Origin of the sequence: Paenibacillus sp. NEAU-GSW1, from assembly GCF_009737085.1 — a bacterium.
In the GTDB taxonomy this organism is placed as follows: Bacteria; Bacillota; Bacilli; order Paenibacillales; family Paenibacillaceae; genus Pristimantibacillus.
Map to the genome: position 1 here is coordinate 14656 of NZ_WOVL01000026.1, position 20135 is coordinate 34790.

Annotated in this window: 19 protein-coding genes; 7 read left to right on the forward strand and 12 right to left on the reverse strand. The window is 51.0% G+C overall.

Annotation, left to right across the window (positions count from 1 at the left end; all coding sequences use genetic code 11):
* Window positions 1-30: 30 nt before the first annotated feature.
* The 6 genes from argS to speE all read right to left on the reverse strand — a co-directional run bounded on the left by argS (window position 31) and on the right by speE (window position 5930).
* The gene (gene argS / locus GOM71_RS18380; protein WP_156283696.1) at window positions 31-1710 is read right to left on the reverse strand and encodes an arginine--tRNA ligase; all 1680 of its coding nucleotides are present in this window, start codon (window positions 1708-1710) and stop codon (window positions 31-33) included.
* Between the two features lie 38 nt (window positions 1711-1748).
* Window positions 1749-2201 (reverse strand): YwiB family protein, encoded by a 453-nt coding sequence (locus GOM71_RS18385; RefSeq protein ID WP_173275790.1) that lies wholly within the window; start codon window positions 2199-2201, stop codon window positions 1749-1751.
* A 120-nt stretch (window positions 2202-2321) separates the two neighbouring features.
* Window positions 2322-2837: a DNA-deoxyinosine glycosylase gene (locus GOM71_RS18390; protein WP_156283700.1), complete on the reverse strand. Its 516-nt coding sequence runs from the start codon at window positions 2835-2837 to the stop codon at window positions 2322-2324.
* A 382-nt stretch (window positions 2838-3219) separates the two neighbouring features.
* Window positions 3220-4008: an Abi family protein gene (locus tag GOM71_RS18395; RefSeq protein WP_173275792.1), complete on the reverse strand. Its 789-nt coding sequence runs from the start codon at window positions 4006-4008 to the stop codon at window positions 3220-3222.
* A 194-nt stretch (window positions 4009-4202) separates the two neighbouring features.
* Entirely contained in the window at window positions 4203-5072 is an 870-nt protein-coding gene (gene speB / locus GOM71_RS18400; RefSeq protein WP_156283704.1) for an agmatinase, read from the reverse strand.
* 30 nt (window positions 5073-5102) lie between these two features.
* Window positions 5103-5930, reverse strand: coding sequence for a polyamine aminopropyltransferase (speE, locus tag GOM71_RS18405; protein WP_156283706.1), 828 nt, complete (start codon window positions 5928-5930; stop codon window positions 5103-5105).
* 201 nt (window positions 5931-6131) lie between these two features.
* Between speE and GOM71_RS18410 the strand changes: the two genes are divergently transcribed.
* The 7 genes from GOM71_RS18410 (at window position 6132) to GOM71_RS18440 (ending at window position 14009) form a co-directional block, all read left to right on the forward strand.
* Complete coding sequence (locus tag GOM71_RS18410; RefSeq protein WP_156283708.1) at window positions 6132-8249, forward strand: transglycosylase domain-containing protein; 2118 nt, start codon at window positions 6132-6134, stop codon at window positions 8247-8249.
* A 416-nt stretch (window positions 8250-8665) separates the two neighbouring features.
* A complete protein-coding gene (locus GOM71_RS18415) occupies window positions 8666-8968 on the forward strand; it encodes a hypothetical protein (protein ID WP_156283710.1) in 303 nt (100 codons plus the stop codon).
* A gap of 259 nt (window positions 8969-9227) precedes the next feature.
* A complete protein-coding gene (gene cyoA / locus GOM71_RS18420; RefSeq protein WP_156283807.1) occupies window positions 9228-10217 on the forward strand; it encodes a ubiquinol oxidase subunit II in 990 nt (329 codons plus the stop codon).
* A gap of 22 nt (window positions 10218-10239) precedes the next feature.
* Window positions 10240-12216 (forward strand): cbb3-type cytochrome c oxidase subunit I, encoded by a 1977-nt coding sequence (locus tag GOM71_RS18425; protein ID WP_156283712.1) that lies wholly within the window; start codon window positions 10240-10242, stop codon window positions 12214-12216.
* Window position 12217: 1 nt separating this feature from the next.
* Entirely contained in the window at window positions 12218-12835 is a 618-nt protein-coding gene (cyoC, locus tag GOM71_RS18430) for a cytochrome o ubiquinol oxidase subunit III (protein ID WP_156283714.1), read from the forward strand.
* Window position 12836: 1 nt separating this feature from the next.
* A complete protein-coding gene (cyoD, locus tag GOM71_RS18435; protein ID WP_156283716.1) occupies window positions 12837-13166 on the forward strand; it encodes a cytochrome o ubiquinol oxidase subunit IV in 330 nt (109 codons plus the stop codon).
* Window positions 13167-13301: 135 nt separating this feature from the next.
* Complete coding sequence (locus tag GOM71_RS18440; protein ID WP_156283718.1) at window positions 13302-14009, forward strand: peptidylprolyl isomerase; 708 nt, start codon at window positions 13302-13304, stop codon at window positions 14007-14009.
* Between the two features lie 66 nt (window positions 14010-14075).
* On the opposite strand, the gene GOM71_RS18445 is transcribed toward GOM71_RS18440, so the two are convergent.
* The 6 genes from GOM71_RS18445 to GOM71_RS18470 form a co-directional block, all read right to left on the reverse strand.
* On the reverse strand, window positions 14076-14720 hold the full coding sequence (locus GOM71_RS18445; RefSeq protein WP_156283720.1) for a hypothetical protein: 645 nt from the start codon (window positions 14718-14720) through the stop codon (window positions 14076-14078).
* The gene (locus GOM71_RS18450) at window positions 14717-15895 is read right to left on the reverse strand and encodes a hypothetical protein (protein WP_156283722.1); all 1179 of its coding nucleotides are present in this window, start codon (window positions 15893-15895) and stop codon (window positions 14717-14719) included. The genes GOM71_RS18445 and GOM71_RS18450 overlap by 4 nt, the downstream gene beginning before the upstream one ends.
* A 42-nt stretch (window positions 15896-15937) precedes the next feature.
* A complete protein-coding gene (locus GOM71_RS18455; RefSeq protein WP_156283724.1) occupies window positions 15938-16555 on the reverse strand; it encodes an anti-sigma factor family protein in 618 nt (205 codons plus the stop codon).
* On the reverse strand, window positions 16552-17184 hold the full coding sequence (locus GOM71_RS18460) for an RNA polymerase sigma factor (RefSeq protein ID WP_367649694.1): 633 nt from the start codon (window positions 17182-17184) through the stop codon (window positions 16552-16554). Before GOM71_RS18460 ends, GOM71_RS18455 begins: the two co-directional genes overlap by 4 nt.
* Before the next feature lie 1799 nt (window positions 17185-18983).
* Window positions 18984-19601: an NAD(P)-dependent oxidoreductase gene (locus GOM71_RS18465; RefSeq protein WP_156283727.1), complete on the reverse strand. Its 618-nt coding sequence runs from the start codon at window positions 19599-19601 to the stop codon at window positions 18984-18986.
* On the reverse strand, window positions 19601-20134 hold the full coding sequence (locus GOM71_RS18470) for a YwhD family protein (protein WP_156283729.1): 534 nt from the start codon (window positions 20132-20134) through the stop codon (window positions 19601-19603). The genes GOM71_RS18465 and GOM71_RS18470 overlap by 1 nt, the downstream gene beginning before the upstream one ends.
* Window position 20135: the final 1 nt, after the last annotated feature.

Sequence of the window (20135 nt, forward strand, 5' to 3'; positions counted from 1 at the left end):
TATTGTTACGGAAATGTAGACATTACAGCGTTACATGCGCTCTGGCGCCGATACGCCGACAAGGCGAAGCGCGTTCGCGATAACGGTGCGGACAGCGCCGAGCAGCGCAAGGCGCGCTTGCGTTTGCGCCGCGTCTTCAGTGATGACGCGCTCCGCTTTGTAGTAGCTGTGGAATTGCGAAGCAAGCTCATATACATAACGCACGATACGGTGCGGCGCATATTGTTCCGCTGCGTCTGCCACCTCTTGCGGCAATTCGCCGAGCTTGCGCAGCAGATCGAACTCGGCCTCGGTCGAAAGCTTGCCGAGGTCGATGCTTTCGAGTGCGGCAAGGGACAGCCCTTGCTCCTCCGCCTGGCGGAAAATGCTGCAAACGCGAGCATGCGCATATTGCACGTAAAAGACCGGATTTTCGTTCGATGTCGAAATCGCCAGGTCCATATCAAAATCGAGATGCGAATCCATGCTGCGCATCGTGAAGAAATAACGGATGGCGTCAACGCCGACTTCGTCCATCAAATCCTGCATCGTAACGGCTTTGCCGGTACGCTTGGACATTTTCACTTTCTCGCCGTCTTGGAACAGGCTGACCATTTGCGCGATCAACACGACCAGCTTGTCCGGATCGTTGCCGAGCGCAGCCATTGCCGCTTTCACGCGCGGGATGTAGCCGTGGTGGTCAGCGCCCCAAATGTTGATCATTTTGTCGTAGCCGCGGCTGAATTTGTCGCGGTGGTAAGCAATGTCCGGCGTCAAATAGGTGTACGAGCCGTCATTTTTCACAAGCACGCGGTTTTTGTCGTCGCCGTACGGCATTGTCGACAGCCACGTTGCGCCTTCTTCCTCATACACTTGGCCTTTCGCTTTCAGCGCGTCGAGCGCTTGCTCGACTTGACCACTTTCGTACAGCGACGTTTCGCTGTACCAAATATCAAAGCCGACGCGGAAGCGGCCGAGGTCGCGCTTAATTTTGTCGAGCTCTTTCTCCAAGCCGTATTGGCGGAAGAAAGCGAAGCGCTCTTCATCGGAAAGCGACAGCAGACGATCGCCTTCTTCTTCGGCAAGCAGCTTGCCGAAGCCGACGATGTCCTCGCCGTGATAGCCGTCCTCCGGCATTTCAGCCTCTTGGCCGAGCGCCTGGCGGTAACGGGCCTCGATCGAACGTGCCAGGTTGTTCACTTGATTGCCTGCATCGTTAATATAGTATTCGCGAGTTACTTCGTAGCCTGCAAAATCCAGCACGTTGCACAGCGCGTCGCCTACAGCCGCGCCGCGGGCATGTCCAAGGTGAAGGCTGCCCGTCGGGTTCGCGCTTACGAATTCCACCTCGACGCGTTGGCCTGCGCCAGCTTGGATACGGCCATAATTGTCGCCTGCCGCTGTAACTTCGCCAACAACAGTGTACAAGTAGCTTTTGTCCATACGGAAGTTAATAAAGCCCGGCCCTGCGATTTCAGCCGATTGAATGCCAAATTTCTCGCCGTTCAGGTTCGCGATAATCGTCTCTGCGATTTGGCGCGGATTTTTTTTCGCCAGCTTCGTCAATTGCATCGCCGCGTTTGTCGCCAAGTCGCCATGCGCTTTATCCTTCGGAACCTCCAGCACAAAGGCCGGCAGCTCTTCGCGCGTCGCCAAGCCTCCGGCTACCGCCGCATCGGCGATCGCCTCTTTCACCTTGTCATACATTTGATCCAGTACATTCGAACTCATCTGTCCAACATCCCCCTTATTTATCATCAGTTGCGCTTCTAAATGGCTGCTACGTGCAAGCGGTTTTGAAAACGGCCGGTTATTTCATCGTCGATCCAAATCTCATATTTCCATTCTATCGTAAAAGGCGGCGTTAAATCCGAGTTGTCTCTTCCGCCCCCGGCTCTTACAGACAGCTTCTCCGTCAGCGTCTCCATTTGAAACGACGTATACGGAGAACGATATTGCCCCGGCTGCTTTCCGCCATCCCGCAGAAAAAGCTGATCAGAATCCACCGCGCCTCGCCGCGTAATGAGAAGCTCGCCTTCCCGGATACGAATAATCGTGCGTACCGCTTCAGCCTCAGAGCCGCCGCCTTCTTCATAACGTATGTACACGGATCGCTCTTTGCGGAACCATTCGCCGGTGTACGTGTGCCGAGTCGATTCACTCCCCTGCTTGCTCTCCAGCGTAATCGACACTTGCCTTCTATCCGATGTTGCTGATGCCATAACACTGCTCCTGCTTCCAGTCTTCTCGTATGTTACTACTATATACAGGTAGACTCGCAATTTCAACGATTGCCGGGCAATTCGCCGCATTGCCCCCTTTGCCGATGCTTGGCTAAGCGCTCAATCCTCCTGCTGCAAAAAAGGCAGCAGCACGCTCCATGCCTCAATGCGATCCTCCAGATTGCGCATTTTTTGCGTGGGGATCGGGCTTGTCGAGGGGAGCTGAACGAGCGTCAATTGCTCAAAGGCGGGATGATTGCGGTAAAACTTGCGGAATGTTGAGAAGGCTTTGCTTCCATTAAAAGCGAAGCAGCGTAGCCCCGGATATTGCGCAAGCAATGCCGGAAGATCATTCGGCCTCTCATCGCGAATGTTGACGTCGAGGCTGCCCTCGCGCTCACAGGACTCGATCACATCAAACACGGCGAGCCGATGCTCTTGCAGGAAGGCAAGCCGGCTTCCATAATGATCGTTCGGCGCACCGGCTCCGAACAAGCCGTATACGACGCCCCAGAAATAATTGCGTGGATGTCCGTAAAACTGTTTATGCTCCAGCGATTTCACGCTTGGCGCCGTACCAAGCACAAGCACGCGCGCGCGATCGTCGATCACTGGCGGAAACGAATGAATGCGCATATTGTTGTCGCACCCTCCTGAATTGGATAATGAACCGTCACTCTTTTATTATGCTCCAACTGCCGCGATCCTCCAACCCTCTATGGCCTTCCGCTCCGCACCTATCGCTCGGCACCTTTCACTCCGCACCTTTCGCTCCGTCCCCCTTCAATGCGCCCCTTTCTCTCCGCTCCAAATACACCATCCATCGCATCGGCGTTTGCGAATCCAGTTCGCAATATAACGAACTAAATTTCGCTATTTGTCCTCACCAGACGCCACATGGGAGGCCATAGCGAACTTACTTTCGCTAATAGGGAACCCGCCTTCTTCAATAAGGAAAAACGGTTCGTTCCGCGCAGCTGACGCCAGCTTTTTCGATCCATTAGCGAAATTCGTTTCTCTAATCAGCGAATCCGGTTCCTTTTTCGCAAACCTCTATACAAAAAGGAGCTTGCCTGCGCAATTGCGCATAGGCAAACTCCTCCAAATTTACTTCCTCAATAGCCAGCAAAGATTGTAATCTAACAACAAAACTATTGTTCCATTTATCACGATCAGAAATCATTTGCTTTAAGACATATATATGAGCAAAGACCCTGTCCTGTCTTATTCCCGTACTCTTTTCTTTGGAATACAGTCTCGGCTTACTTGTTAGCGGTCTATTATATAATCTGCCGTAATGCGCGCATATATTCCGGATGTACGACAAACATTTAAGCCAACTTTCAAGATAAACAGCTGGGAGTTGATAATAACTTTTTGCAATATGAACAAAAATTTCCTGAGATCGTTTAATCTCTTTATCTAATTCTGCTAGAAAAGCAGCATGGAAAGCAGCTTTTTCAAAATTCACTGATTCATAATGCCCTACAGGACCATAGGCATGAGCGATATGATATGAAATATGAGTACGAAAAGCTATTTCAACTTGCTCCGTCATTTCCATAATAATATATCGAAAGCGATGATCAAATTCATATAGGGAGTATATTTGCGAAAAAGTTGTTCCAGGACGATATTGATCTTCGTTCTTTAAACTTAACCCATACGCACTTAAACGATAATAATTGATTCGTTGTAAAGCGCGGATAGCGAAATCATCGTCTTCAACTACGAGACCTCGCCTTTTCAAAATATGAAGCTGTTCCTCGAATGTAGCTGGTAGCTTAATTGACGACTGCTGCCCCATAAACATCCTCCGTTAAATAAAAAGGCCCACCTTGGTACGCATTGTTAAGAGGCGTGGTGGGATCTGTTGATCTAGTTGTAACATTAATCGTATTATGATGTCGGGAAAAATATGGAAAATATGTGTGAGTATCCTTCAAACAAACGACCACTCCTCAGTCACAAACTGAGAAGCGATCGTCTAAAATATTCCAATTACTTGATAAAGCCAAGCAGCATCTCGCGGATGACTTTCGATGCAACGATTTGCGTTTGCTCGGTCGGATCGTAAGCAGGCGCAACCTCTACGAGATCGCAGCCGACTACGTTCACGCCGGAACGGGCGATCGCATGAACCGCGTCGATCAATTCCTTCGACGTAATGCCGCCTGCTTCTGCTGTACCGGTGCCCGGCGCGGCGGAAGGATCAAGCACGTCGATATCGATTGTAAGGTATACCGGACGCCCTGCCAGCTCCGGCAACACTTTTTTGAGCGGCTCAAGCACTTCGAACGGGTGGAAGTTAATGTTCTCGCGCGCAAATTGCCACTCTTCGCGGGAGCCGGAACGAATGCCGAACTGGTACACGTTCTTGCCGCCGATCAGGCCGGCTGCTTTGCGCAGCGGCGTCGAATGGGACAGCGGCTCGCCTTCGTACGACTCGCGCAGATCGGCGTGGGCGTCGAAGTGAATGATCGCAAGGTCTGGATATTTCGCGTAAACCTCGCGGAAGATCGGCCACGATACAAGGTGCTCGCCGCCAAGGCCTACCGGCATTTTGCCGTCAGCCAGCACGCCGCGAACGAATTCGCCGATAATTTCAAGGCTGCGCTCCGCGTTGCCGAAAGGCAAGAGCAGGTCGCCAGCGTCGAAGTATTCGATGTCTTCAAGGCTGCGATCCAGATAAGGGCTGTATTCCTCAAGACCGATCGACACCTCGCGGATGCGCGGAGGGCCGAAGCGCGAGCCTGGACGGAAGCTTACCGTAAAGTCCATCGGCATGCCGTAAATAACGGCTTTGGAAGCCGCGTAATCATCCGAGCTAAGGATGAAGACGTTGCCGGAATATTTTTGATCCAATTTCATGAGGCTGTCCTCGCTTTCCAAAGTCGGTTGTTATTTAATGAGATCTTCTACGAATTTAGGCAGCACGAATGCCGCTTTGTGCAAGCGAGGCGTGTAGTACTTCGTGTCCAGTTCCGGAATCGCCGATTCTTCAACCGCAGTCGGATCGTATTTTTTGCTGCCCATTGTGAACGTCCACAGGCCGCTTGGGTATGTCGGAATGTTCGCGCCGTATACGCGTACGATAGGGAACACTTCTTTCACGTCTTTGTTCACGCTTTGAATCAGATCCGCTTTGAACCAAGGGTTGTCCGTTTGCGCAACGAAAATGCCGTCTTCCTTCAGCGACTCGTAAATGCCTTGGTAGAAGCCACGCGTAAACAGGTTTGCCGCCGGGCCTACCGGTTCCGTGGAGTCAACCATGATTACGTCATATTCGTTTTTATGGTCATGAATATGCATAAAGCCGTCATTGACGAGCACTTCAACGCGCGGGTTGTCCAGCTCGCAAGCAATAGTCGGCAAATATTTTTTGGAGTACTCGATTACTTTGCCGTCGATGTCGACGAGTACCGCTTTTTTCACTTTCGGATGCTTCATGACTTCACGGATAACGCCGCCGTCGCCGCCGCCGACAACAAGCACGTTCTCAGGATTCGGATGCGTCGACAGGACCGGATGGGCAACCATCTCGTGGTAGACGAACTCATCCTTAACCGTTGTCATTACCATGCCGTCCAGGACGAGCATCGTTCCGAATTCTTCCGTCTCGATCATATCGAGTTGTTGAAAATCCGTTTGTTCAGTTACATACGTTTTTGTAATCTTCGCCGTAATGCCGAAGCTGTCCGTTTGTTTTTCCGTGTACCACATTTCCATGTCGATAAATCCCTTCTTTCTCTTTCGTTCAATGGTTCTCCATGTATTATAGTAGTTCGGGGGGAAAAATCAACCTTTTCCCAGCATCGCTACAAAAAAACAATATTGAAGAAAACCGATTAATTTGCGCGCGCTGAATATCGGCCCCTTCCTTTTTCCATACTAAGGAAAAGCGATTGTCATTCGAAGGGAGTCCGCTCCATGAAGAAGCAGCAGCCCCGGCCGGGCAAACCGCGCCGCAAATACACTTTCCCTATTATAACCGAACGATTCCTTCCCCATGTTTTTAAGCTGCGAAAAAAATTGCGTTGGGCAGCAGCCGCGCTTGTTCTATTCGGCGTTATCGTCGGCGGAACGCTGCTCTATTTGCGCATGCAGGCGCTCCCCGCTGCGTCCATTAGCCAAACCTCGCAAATGCTCGATTTGCAGGGGCAAATTATCGATACGTTTCATTCCGGCGAGAACCGCAGGTCGGTTCCGCTTGCCGAGGTATCGAAATATGTCGTAGACGCCACGCTTGCGATCGAGGATCGCCGCTTTTACGAACATAATGGCTTCGATATCAAAGGGCTGGCTCGGGCGGTTGTCGTTAACGTAGAGACGCTGTCGGCCAAACAAGGCGCAAGCACGCTCACGCAGCAGCTCGCCCGCAATCTGTATCTCACGCACGAAAAGACGTGGCAGCGTAAAATGAAAGAGGCGATGTATACCGTCCAGCTGGAGATGCATTATTCCAAGGACGAGATTCTCGGCCTCTATTTGAACCAGATTTATTACGGCCACGGCGCATACGGAATCGAGGCGGCGGCTCAGCTGTATTTTAATAAGAAAGCATCCGAATTAACGCTCGCCGAAAGCGCCATGCTCGCCGGCATTCCGAAGGGGCCGAAATATTATTCGCCGTTTATGGATATGAAGAACGCGAAAGACCGCCAGCATGTCATCCTTCGCGCAATGGCGAAGGCCGGCGATATTACCGAAGCGGAGGCGGATGCCGCCTATCAGGAGATGCTTACGTTTCAGCCGCTTGGCTCGGGCGAGCAGGCCGGATTTGCGCCCTATTTCCGCGACTACATCCGCTATATTGCCGTCGATAAGCTGGGCATTAACGAACAGCTGTTGAACGAGGGCGGCATTACGATCTATACCACGCTTGATCCGGTTGCCCAACAAGCAGCGGAGGATGCCGTGAAGCAAGGGCTTGCCGGAAGCGAGGAGCAGCAGGCCGCGCTTATTTCGATCGACCCTCGCAACGGTTATATTAAAGCGATGGTCGGCGGCCGGGACTATAAGAAGAATCAGTTCAACCGAACGCTGGTCGAGACTCGCCAGCCCGGCTCTTCCTTTAAACCGATCCTTTATTTGACGGCGTTGCAGAGCGGCTTTATGACACCCGTCTCAAGATTCAAGAGCGAGCCGACCTCCTTCACGTACGACGAAGGGCGCAAAGTATATGAGCCGCGCAACTATAATGAAAAATATTTCAACGACTTTATCGATATGCGGACGGCAATCGCCAGCTCCGACAATATTTATGCGGTCAATTCGATTATGACGGTTGGGGCAGATCGCGTCATCGAGACCGCCCGCAAGCTAGGCATCACGAGCCCGATGAACCCGGTGCCGTCGCTGGCGCTCGGCACATTCCCGGTGAGCCCGATGCAAATGGCATCGGCCTTCTCGGCGATTGCGAACGGCGGGGTGCGCGTTGAGCCGATCGCTATTCTCCGAATTACCGATCGGAGCGGCAAAGTATTATATGAAGCGGAACGCAAGGAAGAGCAAGTTGTCGATCCTGCTTATGCCTACGTCATGACGAGCCTCATGGAGAGCGTATTCGAGGGCGGCGGCACAGCCAATCGCGTCTCTTCCCTCATTAAAAGGCCCGTTGCCGGCAAGACCGGCACGACATCGACGGACGCGTGGCTCGTCGGCTATACGCCTGAACTGGCTACTGCCGTATGGGTCGGCTACGACAAGGACCGCAAGCTGACCGTAGCGGAAGCGCATCGGGCTGCGCCGATTTTTGCCCGCTATACGGAGCAGGCGTTGGCGGCTGTACCGCCGAAAATTTTCCCGATCCCGGCGGGCGTCGTGAACGTCTATATTGATCCGGCGAGCGGCAAGCTCGCAGCCGCGAACTGCCCGAGCAAACGGCTCGAATCGTTTGTGAGCGGCACCGAGCCTGTCGAGGTGTGCGGCGATCCGGCTGCAGCCGGCGAAGGCGCTGCTGGAGCAGACGGGGCTGACGGCGCCTCAGGCGAGGAAGCAGGCAAACACAGCTGGTGGAACGATTTGAAACGCTGGTGGAAGGATTAACAGAGGCGCGTTGAAGGACGAGGCAGCATCCTTCCTTCAACTGCTCGCGATCTGTAAGGCCATTTTTCTACTTACAGTTATTCCTATCGCTACACGCGACCGATGTAAGAACGAAATTGGCCTTACACTCGCCTTGGGAGCACTATGTGTGCCCTAATCGCTATCTGTAAGGCCACTTTTTTACTTACAGCTGCCCCTGCCGCATCATCCGATGCATGTAAGAACGAAAATGGCCTTACATTCGCATGGGAGCACTCTTTTGCCACCGACCCGTTCGCCGACACCGACTTCCCTTCGCCCAAATATGGCGGAACATTGATCAAAATATGAATTTTTTTTGAACAAAACCCGTAAGCTATGGTATAGTGTAATTAAGTAAGCACTTACAACTTACAATTAATTCGGGAGTGTTCATAATGACTACTAAAACAGCAACAGTAAGCAGCATCCAGCCTTCTTCTCTTGCAGCCGTTAAGCGCCTTGTCAATTTAATGACTGGCTTCGCATGGACCGCATTGACGATCGGCGTTCTGTTGTGTCTCATAAAGCTCGGTCACTTTAGCGAAGAGAACGTACTGCTCATGCTCGGCATCGGATGCATGGTCGGCAGCGTGTTCATTTTTGTAATCGGCACAGCGATTGGACTCGTTCATGCGAGAATGAGCCATCAATTGGCGCAGCAGCATGAACAATCCGAGGATATGCACAACAGGCTGTAATCGACAAGCGATACAGCATCCATAAAGGCTTGAAACCGTCCTTCCGCCGACCGGCGGACAGGGCGGTTTTTCCTTTTTTACAAAGCTATGAACGCACCGTGTCTAAGTCGTGAATTTTCTATTACAGAAAAAAGACGAATTGTCGACGAAATTGTTAAGCCCGCAGTTATTCTCTCGGTTTTTTGGTAAGGTTATAGCCAAGAAGTAATCCATGAGGAGTTGAACCGACGTGAGAAGGTATATCCGTCTACTGCTGCCGATGCTCATGCTGCTGATGATCGTCCTGCTTACAGGATGCAGCGAGCAATACATCGTGTTGGATCCGAAAGGACCGATCGGCGAATCGCAAAAGGATCTTATCTACATTACTGTTATCCTTTGCGCCATTGTTCTTGTCCCTGTCTTAATTTTGACTGCCATTATCATATGGCGTTATCGCGACAAAGAAGGAAACAAAGCTTCCTATAAGCCTGAATGGGAGCACAATACGAAGCTTGAAATCATTTGGTGGGGCATCCCGATCATTATTATCGCGATTCTCGGCGTCATAACCGTTAAATATACGCATGATCTCGAACCGTCCAAACCGCTCGTCTCCGATAAGGAGCCGCTTGTCATCGAAGCGACCTCGCTCGATTGGAAATGGCTGTTCACCTATCCGGAAGAAGGCATTTCAACGGTCAACTACATTCAAATTCCGGAGGATCGCCCGATCCGCTTTAAAGTAACGGCGGACCAAGCGATGAACTCCTTTTGGATTCCGCAGCTCGGCGGCCAAATTTACGCGATGTCCGGCATGGCGATGACGCTTAACCTGCAAGCCGATGAGCCGGGCGTATACTTCGGGACCGGCGCAAACTTTACAGGCGAGCTTTTTGCCAAGATGACGTTTGATGTGAATGCAACTTCGCAGGAAGAATTTAACGCTTGGGTAGCCGATGTCAAAGGCAAATACCCGGCGCTGACAGATGCAGGCTTTGAGAAGCTGACCGAGCCAGGCGCTTCGAACCAGCAGTTCTTCTCCTCCTTCCCTGAAGGATTGTTCGACCGTGTCGTTATGCAATACATTAATAAAGATGCGGGCAGCACCGGCGGCCACCATCACGGCGGCGCTGAGGCTGAAGCAGAGAAAGATTCTGACGCATCCGCAACTGAATCGGAAAGCCATGAAGGCCATAACATGGACGACATGGAAGGCATGGATCACGGCGATGTCGAAACGGCGTCGACCGGCCATGCGCATCATTAATTAGGAAGAAAGGAGATGCGACATGTTTCAAAATTTTATCGATTTCATGCTAAATGACTTTTTCGTCACGGGCGATCCGCTCATTCTTGGCGCGCAAGTTTCCATCGCGCTTACCATGGTTGCCGTCGTCCTGGTGCTCACTTACTTCCGCAAATGGCGCTGGCTGTGGACGGAATGGCTGACAACTGTCGATCATAAAAAAATCGGCATCATGTACATCATTGCATCGATCCTGATGCTATTCCGCGGCGGCGTTGACGCGCTTCTTATTCGGACACAGCTCGCATTGCCTAATCTAGAGTTTCTGCACGCGGACCACTATAATGCGATATTTACGACGCACGGCGTTATCATGATTCTCTTTATGGCGATGCCGCTCATGTTCGGTTTGTTCAATATCGTCGTACCGCTGCAAATCGGCGCGCGCGACGTTGCATTCCCGTTCCTGAACTCGCTCAGCTTCTGGCTGTTCTTCTTCGGCGCTATGCTGTTCAACGTATCGTTTGTTATCGGCGGTTCGCCTGACGCAGGCTGGCTCGCTTATCCGCCGCTCTCCGAGCTTTCGGGCAGTCCGGGCGTCGGCCAAGACTTCTACATTTGGGGTATTCAGATTTCCGGTATCGGCTCGCTCGCATCCGGTATCAACTTTATCGTTACGATCTTGAAAATGCGCGCGCCAGGCATGAAGCTCATGCAAATGCCGATGTTCACTTGGTCGGTTCTGGCGTCGTCGGTTACGATCATCTTTGCTTTCCCGATCCTGACCGTAACGCTCTTCCTTCTGTTTATCGACCGCTATCTCGGCGCGCATTTCTTTACGCTCGACGGCGGCGGCAACCCGATGATGTATATCAACCTGATTTGGATGTGGGGACACCCCGAGGTATATATCGTTATCCTGCCGGCATTCGGTATTTTCTCCGAGATCGTATCGACATTCGCGAAAAAACGGCTTTTCGGTTATAAATCGATGGTATTCGCGCTTATGTCGATCAGCTTGTTCTCGTTCTTTACTTGGGCCCATCACTTCTTCACCATGGGCTCCGGCGCTAACGTCAACGCCTTCTTCGCGATCACGACGATGATTATCGCCATCCCGACCGGGGTAAAAGTGTTCAACTGGCTGTTTACCCTGTTCCGCGGACGGATTACGTTCTCGCAGCCAATGCTATGGACGATTGCGTTCATCCCATGCTTTATCGTCGGCGGGATGACGGGCGTTATGCTTTCCGTTGCGCCAGCCGACTTCCAGTTCCATAACAGCTACTTCCTGATCGCCCACTTCCACCAAGTGCTGATCGGCGGCGTTGTGTTCGGCTACTTCGCAGGCCTCTACTACTGGTGGCCAAAAATGTTCGGCTTCAAGCTGCATGACGGCATCGGAAAATGGGTATTCTGGCTTTGGAACATCGGTTTCTACGTCTGCTTCATGCCGCAATACGCGCTTGGCTTGATGGGCATGACGCGCCGGTTCAACGAATACAACTTCGACATGGGCTGGCAGCCGCTTAACGTCGTATCGACAATCGGCGGTTTCATTATGGGTCTGGCGTTCCTGTTCCAAGTATGGCAAATCGCGCACAGCATCAAGTTCTATAAGAAAGAAACAACCGGAGACAACTGGGACGGCCGCACGCTTGAATGGTCGATTCCATCGCCTGCTCCGATCTATAACTTTGCACGCCTTCCGGAGGTTTCGAGCCAAGACGAATGGTGGGAAGAAAAACAACGAATCGCTAAAGGCGGTAAGTCAAAACCGCTTGCGCCGCTTGAACCGATTCATATGCCGAAAAACTCGGCCATTCCTTTCGTCATGTCGGTCTTCTTCTTTATCGCAGGTTTCGGCTTCGTATGGGGCTGGACTTGGATGATCGTGCCGGGACTGATCGGCGTCGGCGCTTGCATGCTGGCTCGTTCGTTCAGCTACGATACCGACTACTACATTCCGGTCGATGAAATCGAGCGGACGGAAGCAGCCGCGTTGAAGGGGGCTAAATAACATGGCACATGCAGCAGCAAAACACGATCATGCCCACGGCCATGACGGGCATGATCATCACGATCACGAAGAAATAAAAGTTTTTGGCTTCTGGCTGTTTCTTATAACGGACGTTATCCTGTTCGGCACGTTGTTTGCAACCTTTGCTGTGCTTCGTTTAAGCTTTGACGGCGGACCGACACCGGATGAACTGTTCCGTATGCCGGGCGTCATCGCTGAGACGTTCATCCTGTTGACGTCGAGCTTCACCAGCGGCATCGCCGTTCTCCAAATGCATCGCGGCAACAACAAAGGGCTTATCGGCTGGCTCGCCGTTACGGCGATTCTCGGCGCATCGTTTATTTTCCTTGAAGTCAGCGAGTTTCTTGAGCTCGTCCATGAAGGCGCGACGATCGGAACGAGCGCATACTGGTCCTCGTTCTTTACACTCGTCGGCACGCACGGACTTCACGTTTCGATCGGCTTGATCTGGATGGTCGGCTTGATGATTCAGCTTGCCAAACGCGGAATTACGCCGGTAACGAAACGCAAAGTGAGCATTGTCAGCTTGTACTGGCATTTTCTCGACGTCGTTTGGATCTTCGTCCTTACAGTCGTCTATCTGATGGGGGTGATGTAGGATGGCAGGTCCTAACGCGCACAACTCGCATGATTCGCACGAGTCGCATGGTTCGATGAAGTCCTACGTCATCGGCTTCCTGCTCTCGATTGTTCTTACGATACTGCCGCTCGTCGTCGTTATGAACGACATGATGAGCCGTACAGCAACCGTTGTCTTCATCCTGATCATGGCGGCGCTGCAGTTCATCGTTCAGCTGTTCTTCTTCATGCATATCCGTGAGGATAAGAAACCGCATTACAACGTTATATCGCTTATCTTCGGTCTAGTCATACTCGTGACAATCGTCGGCGGCTCGATTTGGATTATGGCGTACAACGTTATCGGCTAACAGAATGAAACGGATGTGCTGCTCCTAGCGGGCAGACATCCGTTTTTGCGTTTTGCCCGGATGATTTACTTCCTGCCGCTTCCATATGTTATGATAACGAGTGGACAACCTATTGAATCGGGAGGAAATTAACTTATGAAACGGAATCGTACTCATTTGAAAATGGTACTGCTGCTCGTTGCCGCGCTCATGCTTGTCATTACAGCGGGCTGCGGCGGCGGAAGCAAGAAAACAGAAGGCGCAGGCGGCGCCGCGACTGCTCAGCCAACTAAGGCGCCTTCTCCATCGCCATCGCCGACAGATGCGCCTGTCATTGAGGGCGACGGCCCTGTCGTTACGATCGAAATGGACAACGGCGAAAAAATACGTATCGAGCTATTCCCAGAAACGGCTCCTAATACGGTAAACAACTTCATCTCGCTGGTGAAGAAGGGCTTCTATGACGGCCTTATTTTCCACCGCGTTATCCCTGACTTCATGATTCAAGGCGGCGACCCTGATGGCATCGGTACCGGCGGCCCCGGCTACGGCATTAAAGGCGAGTTTTCGAGCAACGGCTTCGAGAACAAACTGAAGCATACACGCGGCGTCATCTCGATGGCCCGTTCGCAAATGATGGATTCAGCAGGCTCGCAATTTTTCATTATGACGGCCGACAACTCGGGACTGGACGGACAGTATGCCGCATTTGGCCGCGTACTTGAGGGACTGGAAACGGTCGACAAAATCGTCAATCAAAAACGAGACGCCAGCGACCGTCCGCTTGAGCCGATGAAGATGGCTAAAGTAACGGTCGATACGAAAGGCGTTACGTATCCGGAACCGGAAACAATCGCGGAATAAGCGCACACGCGCGGCGAACAAAAGAGGGAAGAAACAGCCTCCAGCTGCTTCTTCCCTCTTTTCGCATTAAAACCCGCGCGGCTCGACCTTAACGCCCTTCGGCAGCACAAGCGTCAGCATCGGATGGTACATATCGGTTACAACAGCCGTATCCTTCTGCTGATAGCTGCCGATCATAATATACATCGTGCTGCCAACCGTCTCCGTTGTCATCAGCGGCTCCGAATGCTCAAACGGCTCTACGGACCGATATTGCACCTGACCGAGCAGCTTGGCGTCGCGGCTTTCGCCCTCGTCCAGCCGAACGCCATCAAAGGATTGCACGACAATTTTCTTCACCGTATCCGGTACAGCGACCGCTTCCGTCTGCACCGCCACAGTACGCTCCGATATCTTCAACGAATCGCGGATCGTATCCAGCAAGCCGGTCGATGTAAAAGAGGCCAGCACGATTGCTCCCGCTCCGATTACCGCGACAAAAAATAAGCTCATCCAATCGTAACGCATGACAATCCGATCGCTTCCCGCAAGCCACAGAAATGCCAGCAGCTCGAGGCCAAGCAAAATAAAGACGAGTGGCGCGACCCACAGCAGCATATTGATCGAATTCAAGCCGCTCCATATCGACACCGCAATGGCGGAGCCCAGCAGAAGGAGCGTAACGCCCATCGACAGCGAGCCTACTCGCCAAGCTTTCATCGTTACGTTCATGAACGTCCGTCCTCCTTCTCCCACTCCGGCAGCTTTGGCGGCGGCTCGGAAATCGACCTTCCGCCTCTCTGGCCCCCGCCGCCGAATACGAGCCGGAAGCCGGCTGCGATCATAACGAAAGCGACAAGCGCAGTTGGAAGATTATATTTCAGCTTCAAATATTCTTCATAGACCAGAGGAAATCTAATATGGATGTAAGCTCCCATAAAACGGTCGCCAAGATAATACACGCCTAGGAACAGCAGCGCAATGCCGATCCATTTCTGATAAGGAGCCAGCTGCGCGACAACTGCTTGATCGTTCATCTCGCTCCGTTCATAGCGCGACATTTGCTGAAGCGCATCGAAGAAGGCGAAAAACCAGAACAACGGCATAAGGAACAGGAAGATCGAAAGCCGCAAGGAATCCATCAAATAAATGGCGATAAGGAAGCCGCCCATAATTTGCAGCCCTCTTTTTTGCAAACCAAGATACAGATGCCCCGCTCCCGGAAACAGCGACAGCGTTGCTGCGAGCAGCTTGTTTTTGCGGCCCGAGCCGATATGCTCTTCAAGCTCCTCGAAAAACGGACGGTCGTTGATCATCTCGCCCCTCTGCTTCCGCTCCAGCTGCTGCACAGCGTCGAACAGCGTATAAATCCAGAGCACCGGCAGAGCAAGCAAGAATACTAGAAAGGAAGCCGTACCCGTCACGATGCTTATAAAAATAACGAGAGCCAGCAAACCGACAAACGCCACGAGAAATGTTACGCCGCGCTGAAGCATGCCAAGGGCCATATGTCCAACTCCGGGAATAAACGAGAGCAAAATCGTCTGCATCTTCTCCCGCTGATGCGCAATGGCGTACACTCTGGAATCCCAGTTCGGATCTGCGCCTGGCGGCGGCGGAACCGGATGCTGATGCTGATGCGCATTCACGTCGCCTCGAATCAGCGAAAAAATCATATCGACCATATTGATGATCCAGCTCAACGCTGCGATGAACAGCAGGAACAACCCAAATTCATCACCGCCGGAATCACTCATAACCAGCAGCAAAATGAGAGCCAACGCCCCGAAAAAGCTTCCCCCATACAAAACAAACCTTACAGGCCGGCCAAGATAAGCATGCCCTACGCCCGGAAAAACCGAGAGCAGAAATGCCGTTACCGGACTTTTATATCCATTGCCGTGCATGTCCATACATCCCCTTTACTCTGCGTAATCTATTTGATCGATCTATTTGAATCGGCTTTTCTCGATTCCGTCGAACCAAGACACCGTCCGGTCTACCATCCGGTCCGACCATGTCTGTGTTTGTTCTTTACCAGTCGATTGATCCAGATAGGAAGGTTTCCCTTCCGCTTTGACCTGACGCTCCGTCTCGGCTTGCTCATCAAATGCATTTACCCGATCGGCAACGCCGTTGAAAGTCCCTGTTCCGAGCAGCAGGAGCGTAATGGCAGCAGCCGCTCCAAAATGGACGGAAGGATGCTGCAGCCATGTGCGGCGGCGATAAGGCTTCTCTTGAACGAAAGTTTGCTTGTTCGGATACAGCAGCCTTACAAGACGCTGGCCAAGCTTCTCCATATCCGGCAAGCTGTTATTGGCGGCGGCAACTACTCCGGTCTGTACGACTTCGGAGCCGATCTCCGATTCGGCAGGCTCTGCTTCAGCGGCAGACATTGCGACCATGAAACGCTCCAAGCAAATGTCGCATTCCGCCATATGGCTTTCAACTTGCTCCCGTCCCGCCTCCGGCAGGACGTCGTCCACATAGAGCTTCATTAAAGATTCATCGATATGTAACGGCTCACCGTCTTTCCGCTTGTCCAAATTCTCTTGATAATCATTCATTCGAAATCCTCCTTCCGCCAATTTTTCTTCATCCAATTTCTCGCCCGATACAACCTCGACTCCACGCTTTTGCGCTCCAACCCAGTTTCTGCGGCAATCTCTTCGTACGATTTTTCCTCCATATAGTAAGCCGTCACCACCTCGCGGTAGTTATCCGGCATTCGATCCACCTGCTCGCGAACCTGCCGCTGCCCTTCCCGCTCCAGCGCTAGAGCTTCGGCAGCCGTTCCGGTTCCCGCGATGTTGCTTGAATCCGCCAGCACATGGCTGTCCGCCGGTTCCTCCGGCTTCCGCGCCTTGCTGCGCTTCCAGTCAATCGCTCGATTGACCGCGATGCGGGTTATCCATGTTTTGAAGCCATCCAATCGGCAATCCGGGAGGGAGCGATGAATGAGCATCAGCACTTCCTGCGTCACGTCCTCCGCATCATGCGGCGAACGAACGACAGCATATACCGTTTTATAAATATGTGGACCATAGGCCTGCACGAATGCTTGAAACTCCGCAGGTCCGCCGTTTCGAACGGCTTCGATCCATGCTTCGTCCTGAATCTCGCTCTCCTCCCTTCCCGATATAATAGACGTTCGTTCACTACACTTACCCTGCACTATTTTAAAAAAACTTTTCACAGCTGCAAAGAGGAAACAATTCCATGGTCGCTCCAAACCTGCAAAAGTGCAGTTTTATTCCTACAAACTCGACTGAATAGACAAGAAGCCTGCAAACATGCAGGCTTCTAGCTCATATTACTCTAACAACAGCCTCCGAGCGCCGAAAAACTGCACTTTTGCAGGAATGAGCACCCGTGGAAGATGCCGCAACTAAAAAAACTGCACTAATGCAGTTTTCTAGTCGGCTTGAGGCCTGTGCGGTTACCACATCGAGTTGTTACACTCGCAAGTGGTAAACAGTTTGCGTACCAACTGAAACTGGGAAAACATTCTTTCTCTTATTTCATCATTTGATCGTGTTAATGGATTTAACAAAACCCTCATACCTTCAAAAAGAACAATTACAACTAAAATTACAACGAAAGTTAATATGATTTTTTTTAATTAGGACCACCTTCCTTACTAATACTGTTCTATAAATTTCGACTTGTACATATTCAGGTAAACCCTGTTGAAAGCTCCATAACCTGATTGAATGATCCGGCTAGTTCTCCTATTCAAATTCTCTGCCAAGTACTATGGTTTTCTCTCTTCAAGTTGCACGAAATAACCCTATCAGTTCCCGATTTTTCACTGCCTTCGAATATCCTTTAACATTCAGTTATTCTTGAACGTTTGTTTCATTCCAATTTAAATCCAGGTAATTGTTAACAAATTTCACATGATCTCCAAGAGAATGTGGAACATCTATACTTACTCCAAGCGAATCCTCTGTAAAATAGGTACGCTTAAATTTTCTTTCACGCTCGTTAATCTTGAATATTCTGACCTTTTGTATGATGTTGCATTAGAATAGATCTTTTTTTACATGAATCGTGAGGATGGCGCTCACACAAAAAAATAAAACAACCAAGGACGCTAGTATGAATATGCTATTTTTTAAAAAAGAATTTTTAATAGGATCCGTCAAAAAAGTTAATAATACATTCGACAATACCACAGCCATCATCGCGATACCTTCTCTATCATAATCATCAATATAGGTGACCGCACTGCACTCACGGCACGAAATCCTTTTCTTATTCATTAAATAGACAAAGCTTTTATTAGCTATAGGCTGTGAACAATCGATACATTTTACAGTTAACATTTAGTTACACCTAATTTCAGCGATTTAATCCGAAGCTTTTGAAAAATGAATTAAAAAATTTCCCCTGACTTTAATTGTCCCAAAATCACCAACAACTAAATCCTCAAATTTTTTAGGATTTAAAACGATTAAGCTAACTCTGTCGAAGTCATTTGTCTGTATAATAAGTGAATAAGAAGTTACTTTACTAGAAACTGACATGCTCTTCCATGTCTCTTTCTGTTTATCAATTATCTTTCCATCAAATATTTGAACTAGAAGGAAGTGTTTAATAAGAGTGAATACTATGACAATAATAAAAATCAATAATGAGAATCCAATAATATAATCGATATCCAGCACCCGCCTTTGCTTTAGCGCTTATCATAAATTCCCTAAGTACAATAGACAAATATGTTACCTAATGGATTGATCGTAATAGCAATTCAAAATTACCCCCAGTGAACATTACACCTTCTGTCTCGGGTAAACTCTAGGTTCACTGTCCATAAATGAGGTTACAGTTCATTGTTACTCTCGCATGCTCCATGCTCATTAAACCAGCTATATATTCCCCATGAAGTTGAAGTGGCGTTCAAATCTCCTCCACCTTTCTTCTGCCGCTTTAACTAAAAAAACGGAGCCCGCTCCCCGGCCTCTCGCCCGATTTGCTTGCCCCGTTCTTCTATTAATAAGCCAATCCTATCGATTTTCTCACATTCGCATCCGACGCCACCGTCGTCAGCAGAAAATGAGCGACATCCGCCCGGGAAATCACGCGGCCTTTGCGCGGCACGCTGCCGTCTGCCTGTCGGTAGATGCCCGTCCAGTCGCCGTCGGTCAATTGCATCGGACGAGCCACCGTCCATTGCAGCCCGCTTTCCTCCAACAGCTCGCAGGCGCGGCGATGGTCGGCCAGCACATGGCGGAGCATATAGCCGAGAATAAAACCGACCGGCCCCTTCAACTCGCCATGAATGCCGGCCGAGGCCACGTAACCGATTCTCATTACGCCATGCTCCTTCATGCCGTCGATAATATTGCGCATCACATCCGACATGAGCGTCGTCTCCCCGGTTCCTCTGCTGCCTATGCAGTTGATCACCGCATCCTGCCCCTCGATGGCCTGCTTCACATAGCCGAGATAAAGCGCATCTCCCTCGATGACCTTCAAGTTCGGATGAGCGCCGAAAACAAGCCGCTTAGGATCGCGCACATAGGCGGTTACCTCGTGACCGGCCTTTAAAGCCTGGCGAACGACCTGCAGACCAACCCTGCCGGTTGCTCCAAAAACGATCAGCTTCATTATACAGCTTCCGGAGCGAGCGCTTGCTTCAACTCTTCCGGCGAGTTGTTCCACCATTCTTCATTATGTTCAACGAGCAGCTTGTGCAAAGCGGCTTTCTCCGCAGCGCCCAGCTCTTCCAGCTTGAACTTCCGTTTGATCGTCGCGTCGAGCTTGTTGACGTGATCCGGGAGTATTTTCCACCCGCGACGCGCTTCCGTATCGATCAGCATCTCGCAAGCTGCTGCGCCCGCATAGAGCGAACCGCTCTCTCCGCGCTCTACAGCCACCCATACGATCCACGCCTGTCTGCCGTTCGGCACATTAGCTTTGTCCGGACTGAACTTGATGCCCTTCTCGATCTTGCTCTTCGCATGCATCGCGCCGTCGTCGATGTAAGCAACGCCTTCATCTATAATGACGCAGGATACCGCGCTCAAATCAATCGTGCCCGCGCCGAAGCCTCTATGTGGTTTGTTGCTCACTACGTTGAGCGACAACGATTTCTTTTCCTTTTTTTCCGGCTCTGCCGGCTGTCCTTGCTGTTCCGTCATG

Coding starts and splice junctions, on each gene's coding strand:
- GOM71_RS18470 (WP_156283729.1), bottom strand. CDS start 20,134: ATGACGGAACAGCAAGGACAGCCGGCAGAGCCGGAAAAAAAGGAAAAG.
- GOM71_RS18395 (WP_173275792.1), bottom strand. CDS start 4,008: ATGGGGCAGCAGTCGTCAATTAAGCTACCAGCTACATTCGAGGAACAG.
- GOM71_RS18425 (WP_156283712.1), top strand. CDS start 10,240: ATGTTTCAAAATTTTATCGATTTCATGCTAAATGACTTTTTCGTCACG.
- GOM71_RS18440 (WP_156283718.1), top strand. CDS start 13,302: ATGAAACGGAATCGTACTCATTTGAAAATGGTACTGCTGCTCGTTGCC.
- speE (WP_156283706.1), bottom strand. CDS start 5,930: ATGGAAATGTGGTACACGGAAAAACAAACGGACAGCTTCGGCATTACG.
- GOM71_RS18415 (WP_156283710.1), top strand. CDS start 8,666: ATGACTACTAAAACAGCAACAGTAAGCAGCATCCAGCCTTCTTCTCTT.
- GOM71_RS18410 (WP_156283708.1), top strand. CDS start 6,132: ATGAAGAAGCAGCAGCCCCGGCCGGGCAAACCGCGCCGCAAATACACT.
- GOM71_RS18455 (WP_156283724.1), bottom strand. CDS start 16,555: ATGAATGATTATCAAGAGAATTTGGACAAGCGGAAAGACGGTGAGCCG.
- GOM71_RS18390 (WP_156283700.1), bottom strand. CDS start 2,837: ATGCGCATTCATTCGTTTCCGCCAGTGATCGACGATCGCGCGCGCGTG.
- argS (WP_156283696.1), bottom strand. CDS start 1,710: ATGAGTTCGAATGTACTGGATCAAATGTATGACAAGGTGAAAGAGGCG.
- GOM71_RS18445 (WP_156283720.1), bottom strand. CDS start 14,720: ATGAACGTAACGATGAAAGCTTGGCGAGTAGGCTCGCTGTCGATGGGC.
- GOM71_RS18450 (WP_156283722.1), bottom strand. CDS start 15,895: ATGCACGGCAATGGATATAAAAGTCCGGTAACGGCATTTCTGCTCTCG.
- cyoD (WP_156283716.1), top strand. CDS start 12,837: ATGGCAGGTCCTAACGCGCACAACTCGCATGATTCGCACGAGTCGCAT.
- GOM71_RS18385 (WP_173275790.1), bottom strand. CDS start 2,201: ATGGCATCAGCAACATCGGATAGAAGGCAAGTGTCGATTACGCTGGAG.
- cyoC (WP_156283714.1), top strand. CDS start 12,218: ATGGCACATGCAGCAGCAAAACACGATCATGCCCACGGCCATGACGGG.
- GOM71_RS18465 (WP_156283727.1), bottom strand. CDS start 19,601: ATGAAGCTGATCGTTTTTGGAGCAACCGGCAGGGTTGGTCTGCAGGTC.
- cyoA (WP_156283807.1), top strand. CDS start 9,228: ATGCTCATGCTGCTGATGATCGTCCTGCTTACAGGATGCAGCGAGCAA.
- speB (WP_156283704.1), bottom strand. CDS start 5,072: ATGAAATTGGATCAAAAATATTCCGGCAACGTCTTCATCCTTAGCTCG.